The organism is Enterobacter sp. SLBN-59, from assembly GCF_024807915.1.
Lineage (GTDB): Bacteria > Pseudomonadota > Gammaproteobacteria > Enterobacterales > Enterobacteriaceae > Enterobacter > Enterobacter asburiae_B.
Genome location: NZ_JANUFI010000001.1, coordinates 1190589 through 1214228, shown reverse-complemented (window position 1 = coordinate 1214228; position 23640 = coordinate 1190589). Strand labels below are relative to the sequence as shown.

Below are 23640 nucleotides of genomic sequence, written 5' to 3'. Positions count from 1 at the left end.
CCGGTCAGCGCTAACCGCCACCGGGCACTTGTTTTTAAGACGATTTACGCACGCGCAGATACCATTCGCAGAGCAGACGGACCTGCTTGCGGGTGTAGCCTTTTTCCATCATACGGTCGACAAAGTCGTCGTGCTTTTTCTGCTCATCGGTTGAGGTTTTGGCGTTAAACGAGATCACCGGCAGCAGCTCTTCGGTATTGGAGAACATTTTCTTCTCAATGACCGTGCGCAGTTTCTCGTAGCTGGTCCAGTTCGGATTGCGCCCGTTGTTATGCGCTCTGGCGCGCAGGACAAAGTTCACAATCTCGTTACGGAAGTCTTTCGGGTTACTGATCCCGGCAGGCTTCTCGATTTTTTCCAGCTCCGCGTTCAGGGATTCACGGTCAAACAGCTGGCCGGTATCCGGGTCGCGGTACTCCTGATCCTGGATCCAGAAGTCAGCATAGGTGACATAACGGTCGAAAATGTTCTGCCCGTATTCTGAATAGGATTCCAGGTAGGCCGTCTGGATCTCTTTGCCAATGAACTCGGCGTATTTCGGGATCAGGTAACCTTTGAGGAACTCAAGGTAGCGTTCAGCCTGCTCCTGCGGGAACTGCTCGCGTTCGATTTGCTGCTCCAGCACGTAGAACAGATGAACCGGGTTGGCCGCCACTTCCGCATGGTCGAAGTTAAAGACGCGGGAGAGGATCTTAAACGCGAAGCGCGTGGACAGACCGTTCATCCCCTCATCAACCCCGGCATAGTCGCGGTATTCCTGATACGACTTCGCTTTCGGGTCGGTATCTTTCAGGCTTTCACCGTCATAGACGCGCATTTTCGAATAGATGCTGGAGTTTTCCGGCTCTTTCAGACGCGAAAGGATGGAGAAGCGCGACAGCGTTTCCAGCGTTCCCGGTGCGCAAGGAGCGTGCACCAGCTCGCTGTGGTTAAGCAGTTTCTCGTAAATTTTGATCTCTTCGGAGATCCGCAGGCAATAAGGCACCTTGACGATGTACACGCGGTCAAGGAAGGCCTCATTGTTTTTGTTATTACGGAAGGTCACCCATTCAGATTCGTTCGAGTGGGCGAGAATAATCCCGTTAAACGGCAGGGCGGAGATACCTTCCGTCCCGTTGTAGTTGCCTTCCTGGGTAGCCGTCAGCAGAGGATGCAGCACTTTAATCGGTGCTTTAAACATCTCGACGAATTCCATAATCCCTTGGTTCGCACGGCACAGCGCGCCTGAGTAACCGTAGGCATCCGGATCGTTTTGCGCGAAGTTTTCCAGCTTACGGATATCGACTTTACCCACCAGCGCCGAGATATCCTGGTTGTTCTCATCACCCGGTTCTGTTTTGGCGATGGCGATTTGCTCAAGGATAGACGGCCAGACCTTCACCACGCGGAATTTGGTGATGTCGCCACCAAACTCGTGCAGGCGTTTTGCCGCCCACGGCGACATGATGGTGCCGAGGTAGCGACGCGGGATGCCATATTCTTTATCCAGAATTTGCGCGTCTTCCTGCGGATTGAACAGGCACAGCGGATGGTCGTTCACCGGGCTGCGTTCACCGTTGGCGCTCAGCACATAGATAGGAACGCGCTGCATCAGCGACTTCAGGCGTTCAGCCAGCGAGGATTTACCGCCCCCCACAGGGCCGAGTAAATAGAGGATCTGTTTCTTCTCTTCCAGACCCTGAGCGGCATGCTTCAGATAGGAGACAATCTGTTCGATGGCATCTTCCATACCATAGAACTCTTCAAACGCCGGATATCGGGCGACCACCCGATTCGAAAAGAGACGGGAAAGCCGAGGCTCCAGGGCAGTGTCAACCATGTTTGGCTCACCAATGGCCATCAATAGCCGTTCTGCCGCATTGGCATAGGCACTGCGATCTTGCCGACAGATGGTAAGAAACTCCTGCAGTGTGAACTCTTCGTCCTTGGCAGCTTCATAGCGCTGGCGATAGTGATCGAATATATTCATGGCATGCCGTCCTTTCGTTTTTTAGCACAGGATAAGAGCCGTTCGTATGAGTAGTGGAGGCTCCCGGAAGAGAATCTCTCGCACCTCACTGCCAGAGCAGCAACCTGTGTGCCAGGTCAGACGCTAAGAACCGCAGGGTGTTCAGGAAAACTCTTCTTAAATTAAAGCGTAGATGGCATTTGCAAAACTTGCATGCCCAGAAAATCTACTTTCAATGACATATCAATAACTCATCCAAAAATTTCCACTGTCGTTATAAGACAAATGCACGTTTTTCATTCAGTGGTCATATAAATGAAAGCGTGTTGTCATCTGAAAAGTTAAAAATAACGGGTTAATCAGACTGATTAGCAGGCAAAAAATTTTGGGATGTACGGGAATGGCGGTTACACTTCATCCGCTGATTATTTGACTACAGGAAAGAATGGATTGTGACCAAACTCAAACTTCTGGCATTAGGCATCCTTGCCGCGACCGCAGTGAACACCGCGCAGGCGGAAAGTCAGTGGACGGTTGGTGCGGGTGTTGGCGTCATTAACAGCCCGTATAAACAGTATGACCGTGATGTTTATCCTGTTCCCGTTATCACCTATGAAGGCGACAACGTCTGGTTCCGCGGGCTCGGCGGCGGCTACTATCTCTGGAACGATAAGGCCGATAAGCTCTCCATCATGGCCTACTACGACCCAACGCACTTCAAGCCGGGCGACAGCGACAGCCATGCGCTTCGCCAGCTCGACAAGCGTAAAAGCACCATGATGGCCGGGCTTTCTTATGTACATAACACCGAGTATGGCTTCCTGCGTACGGCACTGGCGGGTGACACGCTGGATAACAGCAACGGCTTTATCTGGGATCTGGCGTGGTTGTACCGCTACACCAACGGCGGGCTCACGCTGACGCCGGGTATCGGTGTGCAGTACAACAGCGAGAACTACAACGACTACTACTACGGCGTCTCTAAAAACGAGTCCCGCCGCAGTGGTCTGAAAAGCTACAGTGCAGATGACGGCTGGGATCCTTACCTGGAGCTGACCGCGAGCTACAACTTCCTTGGCGACTGGAGCGTGTACGGTACCGGCCGCTATGAGCGTCTGAGCGACGAAGTGAAGGATAGCCCGATGGTCGATAAGTCCTGGGCAGGCATCTTCTCTGTGGGTGTGAGCTACAAGTTCTGATTGTGCATTAATTTAGTGCAATATATGCATCAAAACGGGGCGCTTGCGCCCCGTTTGCTTTAGCGTGGTTCAGTGAATTTATCGCTTAACAATGCGAATCGTCTGCCCTAAACGAGACGGTTTTTCCTCACTCGCTTTTTGCGGGTTGCTCACGCAAGCGGTTTCCACGCAGACAAACGTTTTGTAGCCATCATCCGTCATGTCGGCCATGCTGACGGACAGCGCAGGGCCCGGGTTCCAGCCCACCACGTCGCTGTGATGATGATGGACCACTTCAATGCCGCGGTTTAGGGCGCCGTCGTGGATCACGCTGCACGCTTCCGGGTGCAGGTAAACGCGGTCGGTACGGTCAGGGAATGCCTGGACGCCGTCGCTCAGTTTGCCTTCTTTCGCGTTATCCACTTTGTCGATATAGGTATCGCCCAGGCCGCTCACCTTCACGGCGCTGATATCACCCACGTTGAAATAGGTGTGCAGGGCAGAGGTGGTTTCGAACTCGCCGTGAGCTTCCAGTTCGATTTCACAGGTTTTACCCAGCTTGAAGCGGGCATACAGGGTGAAATCGTGCGGCCAGAGGGCGCGGGTTTCATCATTAGCCTGCAGCTCAAAGGTCAGCACTGCGCCGTTGTCATCTTCGTTATGCGCTTTCAGCGTCCACTGCTGGTTGCGGGCAAAACCGTGAGACGGCAAACCCGGCTGTGCGGACGGGCCGAACCACGGCCAGCAGATCGGTACGCCACCGCGGATTGCGGCCCCTTTTTTGAAGGAGGTCGCATCGCTCAGCCATAAGCCTTCAGCTTCGCCTTCCGGTTTCCAGGAGAGCAGGTGGGCGCCGTTGAGCGCTACGGAGGCTTTAACGCGTGGGTGGTCAACGACGATGACATCAGCACCGTCAATCTGACGGCGGGAGAGCACAGGGGTAAGTTGTTCGACTACCGGAAGTGCAAAAATTTTATGAGTCATTAAGCAATCCTCTGTCTAAAAACAATAAAAAAGGCGACCGAAGTCGCCTTTTTGGATCAAACACTCATCTCAACTTATTTGGAGATGTGAGCGATCAGGTCCAGTACTTTGTTAGAGTAGCCAGTTTCGTTGTCGTACCAGGAAACCAGTTTCACGAAGTTGTCGTTCAGTGCGATACCTGCTTTAGCATCGAATACTGAAGTGCAGATTTCGCCGTTGAAATCGGTAGATACAACGTCGTCTTCGGTGTAGCCCAGAACGCCTTTCATTGCGCCTTCGGAAGCAGCTTTGATTGCTTTCTTAATTTCTTCATAAGAAGCAGCTTTTTCCAGACGAACGGTCAGGTCAACAACGGATACGTTAGGAGTTGGAACGCGGAACGCCATACCAGTCAGTTTGCCATTCAGTTCTGGCAGTACTTTACCTACAGCTTTAGCAGCACCGGTAGAGGATGGGATGATGTTCTGAGCCGCGCCACGGCCGCCGCGCCAGTCTTTGTGAGACGGGCCATCAACGGTTTTCTGAGTAGCGGTAGTCGCGTGAACGGTAGTCATCAGACCTTCGATGATGCCGAAGTTGTCGTTGATAACTTTAGCCAGCGGTGCCAGGCAGTTGGTGGTGCAGGATGCGTTAGACACGATATCCTGGCCAGCGTAAGTTTCGAAGTTTGCACCACGAACGAACATTGGGGTGTTGTCTTTGGAAGGACCAGTCAGAACAACTTTCTTCGCACCAGCGGTGATGTGTTTACGCGCAGTTTCGTCGGTCAGGAAGATACCGGTTGCTTCAGCAACAACGTCAACACCGATTTCGTTCCATTTCAGGTTAGCTGGGTCTTTTTCAGCAGTAACGCGGATGGTTTTGCCATTAACAACCAGGTGGCCGTCTTTCACTTCAACGGTGCCGTCGAAACGACCGTGAGTTGAGTCGTACTTCAGCATGTACGCCATGTATTCAGCGTCCAGGAGATCGTTGATACCAACGATTTCGATGTCAGAACGTTTCTGAGCAGCACGGAAAACAATACGGCCGATACGGCCAAAACCGTTGATACCTACTTTGATAGTCATATATTCCACCAGCTATTTGTTAGTGAATAAAAGGTTGCCTGTAAAATTACAAAAACCTTACGCAGCGTCAAGCGGAATCGTGTCAATCATTGCGACAAATCAATCCTGTGACTAACGTTTGTGCGACTGACTCGCCTCACTTTCCCTTTGAGCTTGCACCCATATGGGGGCTGAGCCGGGATTTTAAAGTCCTCGCAGGATAAAAATGTGAACGTGATCACAATTGCCTGACCGCTTATTCGCGACACATAAGTTTAGATCAAAAGTGCACGCAAGGGTGTTAATGTTTTGTTAGAATCCGGGTTGAAAGATGTCTGTTTCTACAGCGAGATGTAAGCATATGTCGAACCAACGTAACCCTGACGATTTGAAAAAAAACCTCACAGAAATGCAGTTTTACGTGACGCAGAATCACGGAACGGAACCGCCGTTCACCGGGCGTTTACTGCACAACAAGCGAGACGGCGTCTACCACTGCCTGGTCTGCGATGCGCCTCTGTTCAATTCACAAACGAAATTTGATTCTGGCTGCGGCTGGCCGAGTTTCTACGAGCCGGTGAGCGATGAGGCCATCCGCTACCTGACCGACTCGTCGCACGGCATGGTGCGTACGGAAATTCGCTGCGGCAACTGCGATGCGCACCTTGGGCACGTCTTCCCGGATGGCCCCCAGCCTACGGGCGAGCGTTTCTGCGTAAATTCAGCCTCAATGAGCTTCACCGATGATGAAAACGGTGACCAGATTAAGGGTTGAAAAAACGATTCAGCAAATTATTCCTTTGAAAGGGCGCGAGAGTGAATATTGATGACATGATTAGCGGCATGACGCCGGAGATTTATCAGCGTCTGGTGACCGCCGTAGAACTGGGAAAATGGCCCGACGGCGTTGCGCTGACGCCGGAGCAAAAAGAGAACAGTTTGCAGCTGGTGATGCTGTGGCAGGCGCGCAATAACACCGACGCGCAGCACATGACGATCGACACCAAAGGCCAGATGGTCATGAAGAGCAAGCGCGAGCTGAAAGAAGACTTTGGCATCACGCCGAAGCCGATTGCGACGATGAAAATGCAATAACGGTGCAGGTTGATACCCTCTCCCACAGGGAGAGGGCGTAAAAGACTACGCCTGTGTTTCCAGCCAGTCTTCGAGCGTATTCAGCGTTGCGCCTTCCGCAGCCATATCCATAAACGCCTGAGCGCTGTCCTGCGGGTGAATGTTTACCCCGCGGCAGCCGTCGGTGATGACGCTGACGGTATACCCCAACTGGAGCGCGTCCAGCACGGTAAACTTCACGCAGTAATCCGTCGCCAGGCCCAGCACGATCAGCTCCGTGATTTCATGGTGGCGTAACCACGCGTCCAGCGCCGTTTTCTGGCGATGCCCGTTATCAAAAAACGCGCTATAGCTGTCGATAGCCGGGTTTTCACCTTTATGGAACACCGCGTCGATGGCTTTCTGGTTCAGGAGCGGATGCAGCTCCGCGCCTTCCGTCTGCTGTACGCAGTGATCCGGCCAGAAGGTTTGCGCCAGCCCGTCGAGTTCCCCCTGAGTGAAAGGCTCGACGTTGTGCTGGCTGGCAAAGCTGCCGTGGTTCGCCGGGTGCCAGTCCTGGCTTGCGACAACCGCTTCACCGCGGGCTTTGCACCAGTCAATCAGCGTGTTTGCCACGTCAACGGTGCTGTCACCTTCGGCGACGGCCAGCGCACCGCCCGCGCAGAAATCATTTTGCAAATCGACCAGTAACAGGGCGCGTTGCTTCATGAGCACTCCTTATTCGTCCGGGGTCAGCTCGCCGCGCAGGTTTTGCATCATCGCGCTGCGAATAGACTGAATGTCCAGATCCTGACTCAGTAAATAGTGAAGTTTAGTCAGCGTTGCCTCAACGGTCATATCGAACCCGCTGATAACTCCGGCGTGCGCCAGCGCGTTGCCGGTGGCATAGCCGCCCATGTTGACCTTTCCGGACATACACTGGGTCAGGTTCACGACTACAATTCCGCGCTCGCTGGCTTCCTGAAGCTCTTTCAGGAATTCGCCGTTCTGCGGCGCGTTGCCGACGCCATAGGAGCGCAAAATCAGCGCTTTCACCGGCTGGCGCAGGAAGTTACGCACCACGTCGGCGGAGATACCCGGGTAGATAGTGACCACGCCAATCGGTTGCGGAGTGATCGGATGCACGATCAGCTCGCCGGCGGTGTTCGGCGCAGGCGGCGTGCCCAGACGACGGATATGAATCCCGGCCTCCAGCAGCGGCTGCAGGTTAGGGGAGGCGAAGGCGTCAAAACCGTCAGCATGGGCTTTGGTGGTACGGTTGCCGCGATACAGACGGTTATTGAAGAACAGTGACACTTCGTTGATCGGGTAATTCGCCGCCACGTACAGGGAGTTCAGCAGGTTGATCTGCCCGTCCGAGCGCAGCTCCGCCAGCGGGATTTGCGACCCGGTGACGATAACCGGCTTGCTCAGGTTCTCCAGCATGAAGGAGAGCGCCGAGGCGGTAAACGCCATGGTGTCGGTGCCGTGCAGGATCACGAAGCCGTCGTACTGGTCGTAATGGGCTTTAATGTCATCCGCGATATGCTGCCAGTCTTCCGGCGTCATGTCGGAGGAGTCCATCAGCGGCTCGTATTCGTGGATGGTGAAGTCAGGCATCTCCGGACGGTGGAATTCTGGCATCAGCGCAAGCTGACGCTGAAGGTGGCCGGAGACAGGGATATAGCCGTTTTCAGAGCGCTGCATACCGATGGTACCGCCAGTGTAGGCTACATAAATCGATTTCTTCTGCATGGTAGTGAGTTCTTGTTCTTCAAAAGAAAAAAATCCCCTCTTCGCGGGAAGAGGGGACGGTTTTTAACGGACGTTAGCGCAGGTCAGGCAAAACGCGTAACGACTCTGTGGATCGTTAAAGGCCGCGAGCTTATCGCTTTCCGCCTTCATCGCTTTCGCCGCCGTGGCGACCGGCGCAGGCAGGTAAGCCTGCATCGCCTCCGGCAGCATGGCGCGTACCGAGCCGGACATGCTGTCCATGACCATATCGAAGAACGACGGCTCGTCCTGGTAATACTCGATATGCCACTGCTTGAGCTTCGCCAGCTCGGAGGCTTTCTTCACCGCGTCATCGAAGTCGCCCAGGCTGTCCACCAGACCGTTGCTCTTCGCATCCTGGCCGGTCCAGACGTGGCCTTGCGCAATCTGGTCGATCTGCTCTGGCGTCTTTTTACGCGAGTCCGCCACCAGGGTGATAAAGCGCTTATAGCCGTTCTCAATGCTGAGCTGCATCATCTCAGAGACTTCCGGCGGCAGGGATTTGGTCACCGACACATCCGCCAGCGGAGAGGTGGCCACGCCATCGGTATGCACGCCCAGAGAATCCAGGCTATTCTCCACGGTGTTGATCACCCCGAAGATGCCAATCGAACCGGTCAGCGTGCTTGGGTTGGCCACGATGTAGTTGGCTGGGGTTGAGATCCAGTAACCCCCGGAGGCGGCCATTCCGCCCATGGATACGACGACCGGCTTGCCGGCGGCACGCGCCGCGGCCAGTTCAGCGCGGATCACCTCGGAGGCGCTGACGCTGCCGCCAGGGCTGTTCACCCGCAGGACGATCGCTTTCACTTTTGGATCCAGGCGAGCATCGCGGATTTGTGACGCGGTAGTATCGCCGCCCACGTTCCCCGGCGTCTCCTGGCCGTCCATGATGGCGCCGTTGGCAAACACCACCGCGACGCTGTCACCGCTGTCATCCGGCTTTTTCGCCGAGTAATCATACATGCTGATGGCGCTGTAATTTTTGTCCTCTTTGCTCCAGCCAAACTGCTTGCTCAGGGATTTTTCAATCTCGGCGCTGGTGCCCAGGGCATCTACCAGTTTGTTATCCAGCGCATATTTCGCGGTATCACCGTCAACCTTACGCAGGCCATCCAGCACGCCCTGCGCGCCGGGGAACGCCTGCTCAGGCGTAATCTGGCGGTTGGCGGCAACGGTGCCGAGATAGTTCTGCCACAGCTCGCCAATCCAGCGGCTGTCCGCTTCACGGGCGGCAGGAGACATGTCGTCGCGGATAAACGGCTCGACGGCTGATTTATACGTGCCGACGCGGAAGACGTGGGTGGTAACCTTCAGCTTGTCGAGCAGGGATTTGTAGTACAGGCCGTTGGTGGCAAAACCGTGCAGATCCACCGTCCCCTGCGGGGAGAGCCAGATTTTATTGGCGAAGCTCGCCAGATAATATTGCCCCTGGCTGTAGCTGTCGCCCACGGCAATCACCGGCTTGCCGCTGTCGCGGAATTCACGCAGCGCTTTACCGATGTACTGCATTGAAGGCTGATCGCCTCCGGCGAAATCTTTCAGATCCAGCACGATCCCGGTGATGTTACGGTCGTCTTTGGCCTGACGGATGGTATCGACGATATCGAACAGGGAGTTTTCCTGCAGACGGTCTGATGTCGCGCCAAACAGCTGGCGGCTGATTGCCCCCAGACGGTTGCTGGCGGACGGTTTATCAACGATAACGCCGGTGATATCGAGTAACAGGGCCCCGCGAGTCGAATGCTGCGCCTGATTCGCGTTGCTGATATGCATCCAGATGCCCGCGCAAACCAGAACCAGCAGGATGAAGAAGATGTTCATCACCAGGTTGCGGACGAAGTTGAGCAGTCGCCACGTCCATTTAAAGAAACCGGCAATGATTCGCCAAAGGGTTCGCATGTATTCTCCCTAACCAGAAAATGACTGTTTCCGTCGCCACTGGACGGTAATGTGGGGTTATCGTAATGACCCAACCGCCACTTGTCAGCAGGAATCGCCTGCCAGGCTGTAACAAAATCTGCCGTCGTGTTAATTTTGTGAGTAAATTTCAAGAAAGGAGTTAACCAATGGACGCACTCGAACTGCTTGTTAACCGCCGTAGCGCTTCCCGTCTGGCCGAACCTGCCCCGGCAGGCGAGCAGCTGGAGAACATTCTGCGTGCCGGCATGCGTGCCCCCGATCACGGCACGCTGCAGCCGTGGCACTTCTTTGTGATTGAAGGTGAAGGCCGCGATCGTTTCAGTCAGCTGCTGGAGCAGGGCGCGGTTGCCGCCGGTCAGGATGAGAAAGGTATCGACAAGGCGCGCAATGCCCCGTTCCGCGCCCCGATGATTATCGCCGTCGTGGCGAAATGCCAGGCTAACCATAAGGTGCCGGTCTGGGAGCAGGAAATGTCCGCAGGCTGCGCGGTGATGGCGATGCAAATGGCCGCCGTCGCGCAGGGCTTTAACGGTATCTGGCGTACCGGTGCGCTGACCGAAAGCCCGGCGGTCCGTGACGGTTTTGGCTGCGGTGAGCATGACAAAATTGTCGGCTTCCTCTATCTCGGCACCCCGCAGCTTAAAGCCTCCAGCACCATCAGCATTCCGGACACCACGCCTTTCGTCAGCCATTTCTGATAACGCACCTAAACTGTCTGGATTCTGAGCATCTGCCGCAGAATTCAGACAGTCATACTTACCTCTTTATGGAATGAGCGCTACCATAGCGCGATTGAGATGACAGGAGACGTCCATGAGCGAGCAAACCATTCGTTTAACGCAGTACAGCCACGGAGCCGGTTGCGGTTGTAAAATTTCCCCGAAAGTGCTGGAGACCATCCTGCACAGTGAACAGGCGAAGTTTGTCGACCCGAACCTGCTTGTCGGCAATGAAACGCGTGACGATGCTGCAGTTTATGACTTAGGTAACGGCACCAGCATTATCAGTACTACCGACTTCTTTATGCCGATTGTCGACAACCCATTCGACTTCGGGCGCATTGCGGCCACCAACGCCATCAGCGATATCTTCGCGATGGGCGGTAAGCCGATCATGGCGATTGCCATTCTGGGCTGGCCGATCAACACCATCCCGCCGGAAGTGGCCCGTGAGGTGATTGATGGCGGACGTTTTGCCTGCCAGCAGGCGGGGATTGCCCTGGCCGGTGGTCACTCTATTGATGCGCCGGAGCCTATCTTTGGCCTGGCCGTTACCGGCGTAGTGCCGACCGAACGCGTGAAGCGCAACAGCACCGCGCAGGCGGGCTGCAAACTGTTCCTCACCAAGCCGCTGGGTATTGGCGTGCTGACCACCGCCGAGAAAAAATCCCTGCTGAAACCGGAGCACAAAGGCCTGGCAACCGAAGTCATGTGCCAGATGAACCTCGCCGGCGCGGCGTTTGCCAATATCGACGGCGTGAAGGCGATGACCGACGTCACCGGTTTTGGCCTGCTGGGGCACCTCTCTGAAGTGTGTCAGGGCGCGGGCGTGCAGGCGCAGGTCTGGTATCAGGACGTGCCGAAGCTGCCGGGCGTGGAGGAGTATATTGCTCAGGGCGCGGTCCCGGGCGGTACCCAGCGCAACTTCGCCAGCTATGGTCACCTGATGGGCGAAATGCCTGAGGAGTGGCGCAACCTGCTGTGCGATCCGCAAACCTCCGGCGGCCTGCTGCTGGCGGTCACGCCGGAATCCGAAGCCGAGGTTCAGGCCACTGCCGCCGAGTTCGGCATCACCCTGACGGCGATCGGCGAGCTGGTGACCGCGCGCGGCGGTCGTCCGATGATTGAGATCCGTTAATTCGATGCGGTTGTTTATTGCCGAAAAGCCGAGCCTGGCCCGTGCCATCGCCGACGTGCTGCCTAAGCCGCATCGCAAGGGCGACGGCTTTATCGAATGCGGTAACGGGCAGGTGGTCACCTGGTGTATTGGTCACCTGCTTGAGCAGGCGCAGCCGGACGTCTACGACAGCCGCTACGCCCGCTGGAACCTGAATGATTTGCCCATTGTGCCGGAAAAATGGCGCCTGCAGCCCCGTCCTTCGGTCACCAAACAGCTCAACGTCATCAAGCGCTTCCTGCATGACGCCGCTGAAATCGTGCACGCGGGTGACCCGGACAGGGAAGGACAGCTGCTGGTGGATGAGGTTCTGGACTATCTTGAGCTGGCGCCGGAAAAGCGCCAGCAGGTGCAGCGCTGCCTGATTAACGACCTCAACCCGCAGGCCGTCGAGCGGGCGATTTCGCGCCTGCGTGCCAACAGCGAGTTTATTCCGCTGTGCGTCTCGGCATTAGCCCGCGCCCGCGCCGACTGGCTGTACGGCATCAATATGACCCGCGCCTACACCATTCTTGGGCGCAACGCGGGCTATCAGGGCGTGCTTTCCGTGGGGCGCGTGCAGACGCCGGTGCTGGGGCTGGTGGTGCGTCGTGACGAAGAGATTGAGAACTTCGTCGCCAAAGATTTCTTTGAGGTGAAAGCGCATATCGTCACGCCTAAAGACGAACGCTTTACCGCCGTCTGGCAGCCGAGCGATGCCTGTGAATCGTATCAGGATGAAGAGGGGCGACTGCTCCATCGTCCGCTGGCGGATCACGTGGTTAACCGCATTACCGGCCAGCCGGCTATCGTCACCAGCTATAACGATAAACGGGAATCAGAACCCGCGCCGCTGCCGTTCTCGCTTTCCGCACTTCAGATTGAGGCGGCCAAAAAGTTTGGCTTAAGCGCGCAGAACGTGCTGGACATCTGCCAGAAGCTCTATGAAACCCACAAGCTCATCACCTATCCGCGTTCGGATAGTCGCTATCTGCCGGAAGAGCACTTTGCCGGTCGCCACTCGGTGATGAACGCCATCAGCGTCCACGCGCCGGATCTGCTCCCGCAGCCGGCGGTAAACCCTGACACCCATAACCGCTGCTGGGACGACAAAAAAGTCGATGCCCACCACGCGATTATCCCGACGGCCCGCGCCAGCAGCGTCAACCTGACCGAGAACGAAGCGAAGGTCTATAACCTGATCGCCCGTCAGTACCTGATGCAGTTCTGCCCGGACGCGGTATTCCGTAAGTGCGTGATTGAGCTTGAGATTGCCAAAGGCAAGTTTATCGCCAAAGCGCGTTTCCTCGCAGAAGCAGGCTGGCGCACGCTGCTGGGGAATAAAGAGCGCGACGAAGAGAACGACGGCACGCCGCTGCCGGTGGTCGCCAAAGATGACGAACTGCTGTGCGAGCAGGGCGAAGTGGTTGAACGTCAGACCCAGCCGCCGCGCCATTTCACCGATGCGACGCTGCTGTCGGCGATGACCGGGATCGCCCGGTTTGTGCAAGATAAAGATCTGAAGAAGATCCTGCGCGCCACCGACGGTCTGGGGACGGAAGCGACGCGAGCGGGGATCATCGAGCTGCTCTTTAAGCGCGGCTTCCTGGAGAAAAAGGGACGCTACATCCACTCAACGGAACCGGGCCGGGCGCTGATTCATTCTCTGCCGGAGCTGGCTGCGAGGCCGGACATGACCGCGCACTGGGAATCGGTGCTGACGCAGATCAGCGAGAAGCAGTGCCGCTATCAGGACTTTATGCAGCCGCTGGTCGGGACGCTTTACCAGCTGATCGATCAGGCGCGCAGCACGCCGGTGAAAACGTTCAGAGGGATGGTTGCGCCCGGTGGCGGCGCGAAGAAACCGTTCAAAAAGAAAAAGAGCGCGGCCTGATACGCCCGGTTTTCTCCCTCTCCCTCTGGGAGAGGGCCGGGATGAGGGCTCCCGGCCGCACGCGATAAACCTTAAATCACGCCCTGACCAATCATCGCATCCGCCACCTTCACGAATCCGGCGATATTCGCCCCGCGCACGTAGTTGGTTTGCGACGCCTCGCCGCCGTACTCCACGCAGGCATGGTGAATATCCAGCATGATGTGGTGCAGGCGCGCATCCACTTTCTCCGCCTTCCAGCCGAGACGCGCGGCGTTTTGCGCCATCTCGAGGCCGGAGGTCGCCACGCCGCCCGCGTTAGCGGCCTTGCCCGGCGCAAACAGCACGCCCGCTTCCAGGAACAGGTCCGTCGCGTCGATGGTGGTCGGCATATTCGCCCCTTCGGCCACCGCTTTTACGCCGTTGCTAATCAGGGTACGCGCGGCGTCCGCATCCAGCTCGTTCTGCGTTGCGCACGGCAGGGCGATATCCACCGGCACGCCCCACGGCTGTTTCCCTTCCAGGTAGGTCAGGCCAAGCTCCCGGGCATAATCCGCCACGCGACCGTCGCGGCTGGCTTTGATTTCACACAGGCGCGCCAGCTTCTCTGCCGTGAAGCCCGCTTCATCCACCACCGTGCCGCTGGAGTCAGAGGCGGTCACCACGCGAGCGCCAAGCTGCATCGCTTTCTCAATCGCATACTGCGCCACGTTACCGGAGCCGGACACCGCGACGCGCATGCCTTCAAAGCCTAAACCGTGACGCTTGAGCATCGCCTCGGTGAAGTAAACCAGGCCGTACCCGGTCGCTTCCGGGCGGATCAGGCTGCCGCCAAACGACAGACCCTTGCCGGTAAAGACGCAGGCGCTGTTGTTGGAGAGCTTTTTCATCATCCCGGCCATAAAGCCCACTTCACGTCCGCCCACGCCGATATCACCGGCAGGAACGTCGGTATCCGGGCCGAGGTGACGGTAGAGTTCGGTCATCAGCGCCTGGCAGAAGCGCATGACTTCGCCTTCGCTTTTGCCTTTCGGGTCGAAATCGCTGCCGCCTTTCCCGCCGCCCATCGGTAGCGTGGTGAGGGCGTTTTTAAAGGTCTGCTCGAAGCCGAGGAATTTCAGAATCGACAGGTTCACGGACGGATGAAAACGCATGCCGCCCTTAAACGGGCCAATCGCCGAGTTAAACTGAACGCGCCACGCCCGGTTAACCTGTACCTGGTTGCGATCGTCAACCCACGTCACGCGGAACTGGATCACGCGCTCTGGCTCGACAAGGCGTTCAAGCAGAGACATCTGGCGATAACGCGGGTTTTGTTCAAGGAAGGGCCACAGGGTGGTCATAACTTCACGCACGGCCTGCGCGAACTCGCTTTGGTGCGGGTCGCGCTGCTGAACATGGGCAAGGAAACTTTCCAGAGAGCGTGTCTGATCCATAGATATAAGAACCTCTTATCGTATTTTATGTTTATTACTTATGCGATTTGTGTTGTTTTTTTGACTATACCACCCGTACCGCTTTGTGAGGCAAGCAGAAATTTATGACGAAAGGGAAATTAATGAGAGGGCGGGCTTCATAACGAAAAGCGATGAAGAGATAAATTAAAGGTTCCGCTCTGGTTTACCGTTATAGTCATTATCAAGGAACTACTGGAAGATGTGTCTATGAAACGTTATCTACTCACCGCGTTATGTCTGATCTTTACCGCAGGCGTGCAGGCCAACCCCATTCTCCCGGACGTGGAAGTGAATGTGCCGCCGGAAGTGTTTAGCTCCAGCGGCCAGAATCAAACGGTGCAGCCCTGTAATCAGTGCTGTATCTATCAGAATCAGAACTACTCGGAAGGGGCCGTTGTGAAAGCGGACGGCATTCTGCTGCAGTGCCAGCGCGACGAGCGCGCCATCAGCACGAACCCGCTGGTCTGGCGTCGCGTAAAACAATAAAGGCTTCCAGCAGCGGAATATCCGCGGGGGCTAAGGCGTAGCCAAACGCCTCTTCCGGCGTACACCACGCGAGCGCGCTGTGGTAGTGCGCCGTGAGCTCGCCGCGAAAAGCAGGAACGTGCCAGGCATGCAGGTTAATCAACCGCTGGGAGACTTCCCGCTGGTGGCTTGCCACGTATTGCCCCGGCAGGGCGTCAATGCCCAACTCTTCACGCAGCTCGCGGATAAGCGCTTCTGGCTGGGTTTCTCCGGCCTCGACTTTACCGCCTGCAAATTCCCACATTCCCGGCTGGTCGGCGTGGGCAGGGCGCTGCGCCAGTAAAATGTTGCCGTCTTTTTCGATGATGGCGGCAACGACATCGAGTGTTTTCAGCATGGTCGTCAATAATTGATAGCGAAAAAAGACATATTATCGTGCCCTTTCTCAGAGTCCAGTAAACAGGAGAATCAGGTGAAAGAGTCCACCGCCTGGGTTGCCCCCCTCGAATCCCTTCCCGCCAGCCTAAAACCGATTGCCGCCATGCAGAAAAAGCACTTTGGCGCGGTGCTGAATCCCACCCGCTGGTGGGGGCGCATGCCGCGTCTGTTCTGGCTGGTGGCGCTGTTTGTCGGCTTTCTGGAGCGTCGTCACGCGCGCCTGACGCCCGCGCTGCGTTCGCTGCTCATGACGCGGGTATCCCAGCTCTGTCACTGCGCTTTCTGTATTGATGCCAACAGCCTGCGGCTGGCCGAGCGCTGCGGCGCGCTGGATAAGGTTCAGGCCGTGAGCGACTGGCAGGATTCCGCCTTGTTTACCGAGCAAGAGCGCGTGGCGCTGGCCTACGCCGAGGCGATGACCGCCACGCCGCCCCGGGCGGATGAGGCAGTCAGAACGGCGCTGAAATGCCACTTCACGGATGATGCCATCACCGAGATGACGGCGCTGATTGCGTTTCAGAATCTCTCCGCGCGCTTTAATGCCGCGCTGGATATTCCGGCGCAGGGGCTGTGCGCCACGTTTAACGAGACTCCTCATGCTTGACCGCCATCTTCATCCGCGGGTAAAGCCCGTTCTGAATCGTCTGGTTTCCGTGCTGGATAGGCCGGGCATCACGCCCGACGGATTGACCCTGACCGGGTTTGTCTTCGGCGTGCTGGCGCTGCCGTTTCTGGCCCTCGGCTGGTATCCGGCGGCGCTGGCCGCCATCGTGCTTAACCGCCTGCTGGATGGTCTGGACGGCGCGCTGGCGCGCCGGAGAGGCCTGACCGACGCGGGCGGATTTCTCGACATCGCGCTCGATTTTCTGTTCTACGCCCTGGTGCCGTTTGGCTTTGCGCTCGCGGCTCCCGCAGAGAATGCGCTCGCGGCCGCCTGGCTGCTGTTTGCGTTTATCGGTACCGGCAGCAGCTTTCTGGCGTTTGCGGCGCTGGCCGCAAAGCACGACATCGACAACCCCGGCTATGCGCACAAGTCGTTTTATTACATCGGTGGGTTAACGGAAGGGACGGAGACCATCGCGCTGTTCGTGCTGTGCTGCCTGTTCCCGGCGCACTTTGCGCTGTTCGCGTGGGTATTCGGCGCGCTGTGCTGGCTGACCACCACAACGCGCGTCTGGAGCGGCTATGTGACGCTGAAGTCACTCAGCCCTTAGAGAGCGCTCTCTGGCCCGCGCGCTCCGGTGGTGACCGGGTTCTGCGGGTGACTGCTCCATTCGTACCAGCCGCCGTCATAGACGGCGACATTCTTCCAGCCCATCGCCCGGGCGTACATAAAGGTTTCTGACGCCCGCCACCCGGTGCCGCAGTAAAACGCGACGTGCTGCTCCGGCAGAATATTCCAGCGCTTCCACTGGGCGGCGATATCGTCCGCGCTGCGCATGGTGCCATCCGGGTTATGGAAATCTTCCATATGGGTCGCGTCGCTGCCCGCATGACCCCAGCGGGCACCGGCTATTTCACCTTTTGGCTTGATGTAGCTGTAGCCGCTGGTTTCGCCGATGAACTCCGGCCACGAACGAATGCTGACCAGGGAGGCATCCTGACGGTGCAGCATCCCCCGCGCCTGTTCCATATCAACCATCAGCTGCGGCTGGCCGGGGATCGGCGCGCCAAAATCGGGGGCTGGCGTCACTTTGCCGGGCGTGCCGCGTTCAACCGGCAGGCCTGCATCCGACCACGCCTTCCAGCCGCCGTCGAGAATACGCACATCCTTCACGCCCGCATACAGCATGATCTGCGCCACGCGCGCGGCGGCGTAAACGTCACGGCCATACAAAATGACGGTGGTGTCGTGACGGATCCCGTGCTTCGCCAGCATCGCTTTCAGCGTGTCGTCGGAGACTTTATTCCACAGCGGCTCGCTTTCCACCTCGTTGGTGTCGATGTAGCCCGCGCCGGGAATGTGGTTCAGCAGGTAAAACTTCGGTGCGCCCCAGGCGGCTTCAATCACTTTCCAGTCACCCGCCGGCGCGGCGGTTACGGGGTTACCCTGCTGGAGGCGGTGGATCCACTGCGGGTAAACCAGCTGTTCAAAGTGGGGCAGGCGCTGAAGGCGGTCGGGCGTCTGCAGCGCGTCGCTGAGCAGCGAGACATGGCGGTATCCGGCTTTCTCCAGGCGGGACTTCACCGCCAGGTTATCGTTCTCGTCGCCGTAGAGGGCGATGGCCGTCGCGGGCGTAAGCTGATGCTGCTTTGCCCAAAGCGCAATCTGCTCGTCGCTCATTGCGCCCAGCCAGGCGGCAGCCAGGTTGAGTGCGGCGGGTTCGTGCCCGGAAGGGCCGCTGAGGGTCTGCGGCCAGCCGTTATAGAACGCGCTGGGACGGGTGTCGACAGGCGTGCCGTGCTGCGCCTGAAGCTGGGAGAGCGTCATCGCGTTGGGCATATCAGCCGCCAGAGAGGAAAAGGACGCGAGGCCGCAGAGCAGGGCCAGCGCGGTCAGTTGAGAAACACGTTTCATCGAATAACCTGACGTCAGTAAAAGAGGGGGGCATTGTCGTCTCTCCCGAAACGGAAAACATTGCGTTAGCACATTATTGCCAGCGAGAAATCTCAATCAGCTTGCCGCCGGGCGGAATATCGTCCTCATCGTGCGTGACCAGCACCACCGGGATATTGCGCGCGCGGACGGCGTCAAAAACCCATGTCCGAAACGTTGTGCGCAGCGTTTTATCGAGGCGGCTGAACGGTTCGTCCAGCAGCAGCGCCTGCGGCTCTGCGAGCAGGGCCCGCAGCAGGCTGACCCGGGCACGCTCCCCGCCGGAAAGGGTGGCCGGATCGCTGGCGTAATGACCGCTCAGCCCGGCGGAATCCAGCGCCTGCTCGACCGCTTCCCGACGCGCGCGTCCGACGATGCGCTCAGGCAAGGCCAGCAGCAAATTTTGCCCGACGCTGAACGGTTCAAACAGCAGCGCGTCCTGAAAGAGAATGCCCAGCCCGCGGGATTCGACGGGAAGGCTATCGCAGCGACGCGCGTCGAGCCACAGTTCGCCCCGCGCCTGGAAATCGTCTGACAGCGCGCCGACCATCCACGCAAAAAGGGTCGATTTACCGCTGCCGGACGGCCCCATCAGGGTAACGATCTCCCCGCGAGGAACGCAAAAATTGACCTCGCGGAAAAGCGGTTCGATGGTGAGATGGTTTACCTTCAGCATTAACGTAATCCTTGACGGTAGCGGCCCGCGAGTCGGGATAACAGGGCGGCAAGACCGAACACCGTGCCCGTGACCAGCAGTAATCCCAGCGCCCTGCTGGCGAGAACGGGGATGCTGCCCCCGCTGCTGAGCGCGACGGTTTCGGTAGTCAGCGTGGCGAAACGCCCCGCGCCAAGCCAGAGCGTCGGCATGTATTGCGCCATGCTGACGGAAAAACCAATGGCAAAGGCCAGCAGCGCCGGGCGCACCAGAAGGGGGCATTTCAGCAGTAAGAATATTTTCGCCCGTCGCCAGCCGAGCGTTCTGGCGGTAAGGATAAGCCGGGGATCGATCCGCCGCCAGGCGGGCTGTAGAACCAGCAGCATCCAGGGTAATACCCACAGCAGATGGCTCCAGAGCACGGCGGCATAGTTCCCGTCGAGTCCCAGACGCAATGCAATAAAGTATTGCCCGGTGACGAGCGGCAGCGCAGGAAGGGCGAGCGGTGACCACACCCACGCTGCGCCGCGCTGCGGTCCCCATTCCAGCCAGAGAAAAATGACGATGAGGGCGATCAGGCTCGACAGCAGGCCGAAGGAAAGGCTGGTCCCCACGGGGCCCGCGTCTCCCCCTTCCGCCAGCATCAGCAGTACCGCAGCGCACAGGACGCCGCACGCGGGCAGTAACCCGCTGAATGCCCGCTCAGGCAGGGCGCGCTGAGACCTTCGGCGCGTTCCCGCGAGTTCCGGAATTGTGCGACGCCATGCCTTCCAGAGGCCGTACCCGAGGGCGGCCAGCGCGGCCAGCAGTACAAGGAGAAGCAGGCACAGCAGCATTCCTTTTGCCTGCTGCTGCGCGTCGCCCTGGCTTAGCCACTGAAAGGCCAGCACGGCCAGGGTGGGCGGGTTGCCGGGCCCGAGAACGATCGCCACGTCCACGACCGAGAGCGACCATGCCAGCACCGCCAGCATCACCGCGCCGAGGACAGGCGCGATCGCCGGGAGGATCAGCCAGCTGAGCGTCTGATAACGCCCGTAGCCAAAGGTTTGCAGGACGATCTTCTGCTGCGCGAGCCGTTTTTCCGGCAGCACGGCGTAAATGGCCCACAGTACGAACGCGCTCTCTTTGACCGCGAGCGTCAGGCCCAGCCCGACGCCGTAGCGGTCAAACGGAGCCGTACAGACGGTACAGAGCTGATAAAACAGACCGCCCTCGGCAAACAGCAGCAACGCGCTGGTGGCAAAGGCCACATGGGGGATAGCCAACAGCCAGGGCAGGCGGGTCGTGAGGCGTCGCCAGCGTTGACCGGGCCACAAAAGGCAGACGAAGAAAAGCGCAATCAGCAACGCCCCCAGCGTGGCGATGAGCGTTGAGACCAGCGTGGCGACGGTCGCCTGTGGCAGCTGCGGATCGTTCAGCAGCCGCTGCCAGTTTGTCGCAGAAAGCGCCGGTGCGAACAGCATCACGCCTGCGGGCAGGATCGGCAGATAAATCACCGCCATCGCCAGCCAGACAAGCCCGCTCAGCGGGTGCCGTAACGACGCAGCCATTCCTGCTCCAGCGCGTTCACCCAGGCGGACTGCGGCTCTGCAAGCACCTGCGGCAGCCCCTGAGGCGTATGGGCCAGCAGCTGTTTCGCTTCCTCTTCGGGCAGCGCTTTCGCATCCAGGACGCTCGGGTCTCCCCAGATGGCCGGGTCGGCCTTGCGGATTTGCGCCTGCGGTGACAGCAGGAAATTAGCGACCACCTTTGCACCCGCGCTCGCGCTGGCATTGGCCGGGATAGCCACAAAATGCACGTTGCCGAGCATCCCGCTCTCGAAACCAAAGCTGTAGCTGTCGGCGGGCAGTTCGCCGCTCGCCACTTTCTGCTGCGCATGGGACGGGTTAAAGGTCAGCGACAGGTTCAGACTGCCGCTGGCAAGCAGGTTATCCATTCGGGCAGGTGAGAGAGGGAAATCTTTTCCTTCGCGCCACAGCAGCGGGTGCAGCTTATCGAGGTAGGCCCAGAGCGGCGCCGTAACCTGAGCAAACGTTGCATCGGGCGCTTTTTGTAAAGCTTCAGGGCGATCGGTCAGCGTCAGCAGCAGCTGCTCCAGAAAGGCCGTGCCGGTAAAATCGGGCGGGCGGGGATAGCTGACCTTGCCCGGATGCTGCTGCGCGTACGCCAGCAGCGCCTGCGGATCCGCGGGCGGCGTCGGCATGCTGGCTTTGCGGGCGATAAAGGTCAGCTGCGCGCCGCCCCATGGGGATTCCGCCCCGTCGGTTGGAATCGCAAAATCTTCCGTGACGGGTTTGCGGGTATCGACATAGTGCCAGTCTGGCAACGTCTGCGCCCATCCGGTTTGCAGCAGGTTCGCCTCTTTTAACGTGCGGAAGTTTTCGCCGTTGACCCACAGCAGGTCAACCGAGCCGTTGGCCTTACGCCCTGCGGCGGCTTCGGTCTGGATCCGTTTTACCGCATCGGCGGCGTCCGCCAGCGGGACAATTTTTAGGGTAATGGCGTAGTGCGTTTGCATCTCACCGCTGACCCACTCAAGGTAGCGGTTGACCGCCGGATCGCCGCCCCAGGCGTTAAACCAGACGGTCTGGCCTTTGGCCTGCTGTTGAATAGCGTGCCAGCTTTCGGCGGCACAGAGGGGGGCTGCCAGCAGCAGACCGGTCAGGAACGCGCAAAAACGCACACGGCGCATAATGCCTCACTTTTTAACAGACGGGAGATAACGGGAAAACAGCCGGCGCGTCGCCAGCGGCAATAACCCCAGTAGTGTAAAGGCGATTAGCATGCCCGGCGACAAAATATCGCGCAGCGACGCCACTTTCCCCAGCTCGCGCCCGGCGTTCAGAAAGACAACCGTCGCGGGCAGCATGGCGACCTGGCTGACCCACCAGTAGCGATATACGCCAATGCGGGTCAGCCCCATCAGCAAATTCACCAGGAAAAACGGGAACAGCGGCATCAGGCGCAGGGCAAAAAGATAGCCCGCGCCGTCATGCGCCATACCGGCGTTCACCGTTTTCATCTGCTGAGCAAACCGCCGCTGGACCCATTCGCGCAGCAGATAACGGCTGGCGAGCATCGCAAGCGTCGCCCCGAGTGTGGAGGCAAACGAGACCAGAACGGTGCCTTCCCACAGGGGAAATAACGCTCCGCCCAGCAGGGTGAGGATCGCCGCGCCGGGGATCGACAGGGCGGAGACCGCCACGTAGAGCGCAAAAAAGATCAGCGCGCTTCGCAGCGGCGCGTGGTCAACATGGGAGAGGAGTGCCTGCTGGTGGGTTTTAATCCCTTCCAGGGAGAGCGTGCCTGGGGGAAGCATGACAAACGACAGAATAAATGCGCCCAGAAGGGCGCACAGGAAAGCAATTTTTCGAATGTTCACGCGTCATTACAGCTTGAATTTAGCCCACACCGGCGCGTGGTCAGACGGTTTTTCCATGCTGCGGATCTCGTAGTCGATCCCGGTTTCGATGCAGCGCTCTGCCAGCGGCGAACTGGCGAGCAGCAGGTCGATACGCAGGCCGCGGTTGTCGTCAAAGCCTTTTGAGCGGTAGTCAAACCACGAGAAGCGATCCTGCGTGTCCGGGTTGGCGGTACGGAAGGTATCCACCAGCCCCCAGTCCAGCAGGCGCTGCATCCACTCGCGCTCTTCCGGCAGGAAGGAGCATTTGCCGGTACGCAGCCAGCGTTTGCGGCTGTCTTCACCGATGCCAATATCCAGATCGGTCGGGCTGATATTCACATCACCCATGATCAGCACCGGATTGTCTTTATTGAGTTCGGTTGTCAGGTAGTTCTGCAGATCCTGATAAAACTTGGCCTTAGCAGGGAATTTGGTCGGATGGTCGCGGCTCTCGCCCTGGGGAAAGTAACCATTAATCACGGTGATGTTCCCCAGCGGGGAAGGCAGTTCTGCCATGATGATGCGGCGCTGTGCTTCTTCGTCATCGCCGGGAAACCCGCGGCGGACTGAAACTGGCGTCTCTTTGGTCAACAGCGCAACGCCGTAATGGCCTTTCTGCCCATGATAGAAGACGTTGTAGCCGAGCTTCGCCACCTCTTCGAGGGGGAACATGTCGTCGTGAACCTTGGTCTCCTGCAGGCCGATCACATCTGGCTGATGTTGTTCAACGATAGCTTCAAGCTGATGGGGGCGGGCGCGCAGGCCGTTGATATTAAAAGAGACAAATTTCATAGTCGCTGCCAGTGCAAGGTGAATAGTGCATGGATGGTAGCAGAATTTGCGTCAACTGTTACCGGGTTCGGCCAATAACTGCGACAGTTAATGCCGGTGGTGCAATATTTGCACCATTCTGACGCGCCTCGCCCTCAAACAGGGCGTAAATGACCGATAAATTTCGCGAGCGATCACAATTCCAGAATTATATTTGGCCTGTGCATACTCTTTCTGATTTTCATGCGGCAAAGCGCCG

23 protein-coding genes are annotated in these 23640 nt (G+C 58.1%); 9 read left to right on the top strand and 14 right to left on the bottom strand.

What is annotated here, in order from left to right:
- Positions 1-34: 34 nt before the first annotated feature.
- Positions 35-1969, bottom strand: a complete 1935-nt coding sequence (gene yeaG / locus M2422_RS05715) for a protein kinase YeaG (protein WP_008500713.1) — start codon at positions 1967-1969, stop codon at positions 35-37.
- A gap of 431 nt (positions 1970-2400) precedes the next feature.
- Between yeaG and M2422_RS05710 the strand changes: the two genes are divergently transcribed.
- On the top strand, positions 2401-3147 hold the full coding sequence (locus tag M2422_RS05710) for a MipA/OmpV family protein (RefSeq protein WP_032657936.1): 747 nt from the start codon (positions 2401-2403) through the stop codon (positions 3145-3147).
- A gap of 78 nt (positions 3148-3225) precedes the next feature.
- Here the strand turns inward: M2422_RS05710 and M2422_RS05705 are convergent, their stop codons facing one another.
- Positions 3226-4110 (bottom strand): D-hexose-6-phosphate mutarotase, encoded by an 885-nt coding sequence (locus tag M2422_RS05705; protein ID WP_064672304.1) that lies wholly within the window; start codon positions 4108-4110, stop codon positions 3226-3228.
- Positions 4111-4184: 74 nt separating this feature from the next.
- Positions 4185-5180: a glyceraldehyde-3-phosphate dehydrogenase gene (gene gapA / locus M2422_RS05700; RefSeq protein ID WP_023311257.1), complete on the bottom strand. Its 996-nt coding sequence runs from the start codon at positions 5178-5180 to the stop codon at positions 4185-4187.
- Between the two features lie 340 nt (positions 5181-5520).
- On the opposite strand from gapA, the gene msrB reads away from it, so the two are divergent.
- The gene (gene msrB / locus M2422_RS05695) at positions 5521-5934 is read left to right on the top strand and encodes a peptide-methionine (R)-S-oxide reductase MsrB (protein ID WP_008500710.1); all 414 of its coding nucleotides are present in this window, start codon (positions 5521-5523) and stop codon (positions 5932-5934) included.
- 56 nt (positions 5935-5990) lie between these two features.
- The gene (locus M2422_RS05690) at positions 5991-6254 is read left to right on the top strand and encodes a YeaC family protein (RefSeq protein WP_196238666.1); all 264 of its coding nucleotides are present in this window, start codon (positions 5991-5993) and stop codon (positions 6252-6254) included.
- Between the two features lie 45 nt (positions 6255-6299).
- Here M2422_RS05690 and pncA read toward each other — a convergent pair whose 3' ends face one another.
- From pncA to sppA, 3 genes are all read right to left on the bottom strand, one after another.
- Positions 6300-6941 carry a bifunctional nicotinamidase/pyrazinamidase gene (gene pncA / locus M2422_RS05685; RefSeq protein WP_064672305.1) on the bottom strand — a complete coding sequence of 214 codons (642 nt, stop codon included), beginning with the start codon at positions 6939-6941 and terminating at the stop codon, positions 6300-6302.
- A 9-nt stretch (positions 6942-6950) separates the two neighbouring features.
- Positions 6951-7967: an asparaginase gene (gene ansA, locus M2422_RS05680; RefSeq protein WP_008500705.1), complete on the bottom strand. Its 1017-nt coding sequence runs from the start codon at positions 7965-7967 to the stop codon at positions 6951-6953.
- 63 nt (positions 7968-8030) lie between these two features.
- On the bottom strand, positions 8031-9887 hold the full coding sequence (sppA, locus tag M2422_RS05675) for a signal peptide peptidase SppA (protein WP_064672306.1): 1857 nt from the start codon (positions 9885-9887) through the stop codon (positions 8031-8033).
- A 167-nt stretch (positions 9888-10054) separates the two neighbouring features.
- On the opposite strand from sppA, the gene M2422_RS05670 reads away from it, so the two are divergent.
- The 3 genes from M2422_RS05670 to M2422_RS05660 all read left to right on the top strand — a co-directional run bounded on the left by M2422_RS05670 (position 10055) and on the right by M2422_RS05660 (position 13677).
- On the top strand, positions 10055-10606 hold the full coding sequence (locus M2422_RS05670) for an NAD(P)H nitroreductase (RefSeq protein WP_064672307.1): 552 nt from the start codon (positions 10055-10057) through the stop codon (positions 10604-10606).
- A gap of 115 nt (positions 10607-10721) precedes the next feature.
- Positions 10722-11765 (top strand): selenide, water dikinase SelD, encoded by a 1044-nt coding sequence (gene selD, locus M2422_RS05665; protein WP_008500702.1) that lies wholly within the window; start codon positions 10722-10724, stop codon positions 11763-11765.
- Between the two features lie 4 nt (positions 11766-11769).
- Positions 11770-13677 carry a DNA topoisomerase III gene (locus M2422_RS05660; protein ID WP_248202435.1) on the top strand — a complete coding sequence of 636 codons (1908 nt, stop codon included), beginning with the start codon at positions 11770-11772 and terminating at the stop codon, positions 13675-13677.
- A gap of 71 nt (positions 13678-13748) precedes the next feature.
- On the opposite strand, the gene gdhA is transcribed toward M2422_RS05660, so the two are convergent.
- Complete coding sequence (gdhA, locus tag M2422_RS05655) at positions 13749-15092, bottom strand: NADP-specific glutamate dehydrogenase (protein WP_039262035.1); 1344 nt, start codon at positions 15090-15092, stop codon at positions 13749-13751.
- Between the two features lie 228 nt (positions 15093-15320).
- On the opposite strand from gdhA, the gene M2422_RS05650 reads away from it, so the two are divergent.
- Positions 15321-15599, top strand: coding sequence for a DUF1496 domain-containing protein (locus tag M2422_RS05650; RefSeq protein ID WP_029742006.1), 279 nt, complete (start codon positions 15321-15323; stop codon positions 15597-15599).
- Here the strand turns inward: M2422_RS05650 and M2422_RS05645 are convergent.
- Positions 15559-15975, bottom strand: a complete 417-nt coding sequence (locus M2422_RS05645; protein WP_032657918.1) for a pyrimidine (deoxy)nucleoside triphosphate diphosphatase — start codon at positions 15973-15975, stop codon at positions 15559-15561. The genes M2422_RS05650 and M2422_RS05645 overlap by 41 nt on opposite strands.
- 75 nt (positions 15976-16050) lie before the next feature.
- Between M2422_RS05645 and M2422_RS05640 the strand changes: the two genes are divergently transcribed.
- Together M2422_RS05640 and M2422_RS05635 are read left to right on the top strand one after the other, a co-directional pair.
- Positions 16051-16620: a carboxymuconolactone decarboxylase family protein gene (locus M2422_RS05640; protein ID WP_033145252.1), complete on the top strand. Its 570-nt coding sequence runs from the start codon at positions 16051-16053 to the stop codon at positions 16618-16620.
- On the top strand, positions 16613-17230 hold the full coding sequence (locus M2422_RS05635) for a CDP-alcohol phosphatidyltransferase family protein (RefSeq protein WP_064672309.1): 618 nt from the start codon (positions 16613-16615) through the stop codon (positions 17228-17230). Before M2422_RS05640 ends, M2422_RS05635 begins: the two co-directional genes overlap by 8 nt.
- On the opposite strand, the gene M2422_RS05630 is transcribed toward M2422_RS05635, so the two are convergent.
- The 6 genes from M2422_RS05630 to xthA form a co-directional block, all read right to left on the bottom strand.
- A complete protein-coding gene (locus M2422_RS05630) occupies positions 17227-18534 on the bottom strand; it encodes a sulfurtransferase (RefSeq protein WP_064672310.1) in 1308 nt (435 codons plus the stop codon). The genes M2422_RS05635 and M2422_RS05630 overlap by 4 nt on opposite strands.
- 73 nt (positions 18535-18607) lie before the next feature.
- Positions 18608-19228, bottom strand: coding sequence for an ATP-binding cassette domain-containing protein (locus tag M2422_RS05625; RefSeq protein WP_064672311.1), 621 nt, complete (start codon positions 19226-19228; stop codon positions 18608-18610).
- The gene (locus M2422_RS05620) at positions 19228-20757 is read right to left on the bottom strand and encodes a hypothetical protein (protein ID WP_064672312.1); all 1530 of its coding nucleotides are present in this window, start codon (positions 20755-20757) and stop codon (positions 19228-19230) included. Before M2422_RS05620 ends, M2422_RS05625 begins: the two co-directional genes overlap by 1 nt.
- On the bottom strand, positions 20730-21890 hold the full coding sequence (locus M2422_RS05615; RefSeq protein WP_064672934.1) for an ABC transporter substrate-binding protein: 1161 nt from the start codon (positions 21888-21890) through the stop codon (positions 20730-20732). The genes M2422_RS05620 and M2422_RS05615 overlap by 28 nt, the downstream gene beginning before the upstream one ends.
- Before the next feature lie 15 nt (positions 21891-21905).
- Entirely contained in the window at positions 21906-22589 is a 684-nt protein-coding gene (locus M2422_RS05610; protein ID WP_064672313.1) for a TVP38/TMEM64 family protein, read from the bottom strand.
- A 6-nt stretch (positions 22590-22595) separates the two neighbouring features.
- Positions 22596-23402 carry an exodeoxyribonuclease III gene (xthA, locus tag M2422_RS05605; RefSeq protein WP_023311273.1) on the bottom strand — a complete coding sequence of 269 codons (807 nt, stop codon included), beginning with the start codon at positions 23400-23402 and terminating at the stop codon, positions 22596-22598.
- Positions 23403-23640: the final 238 nt, after the last annotated feature.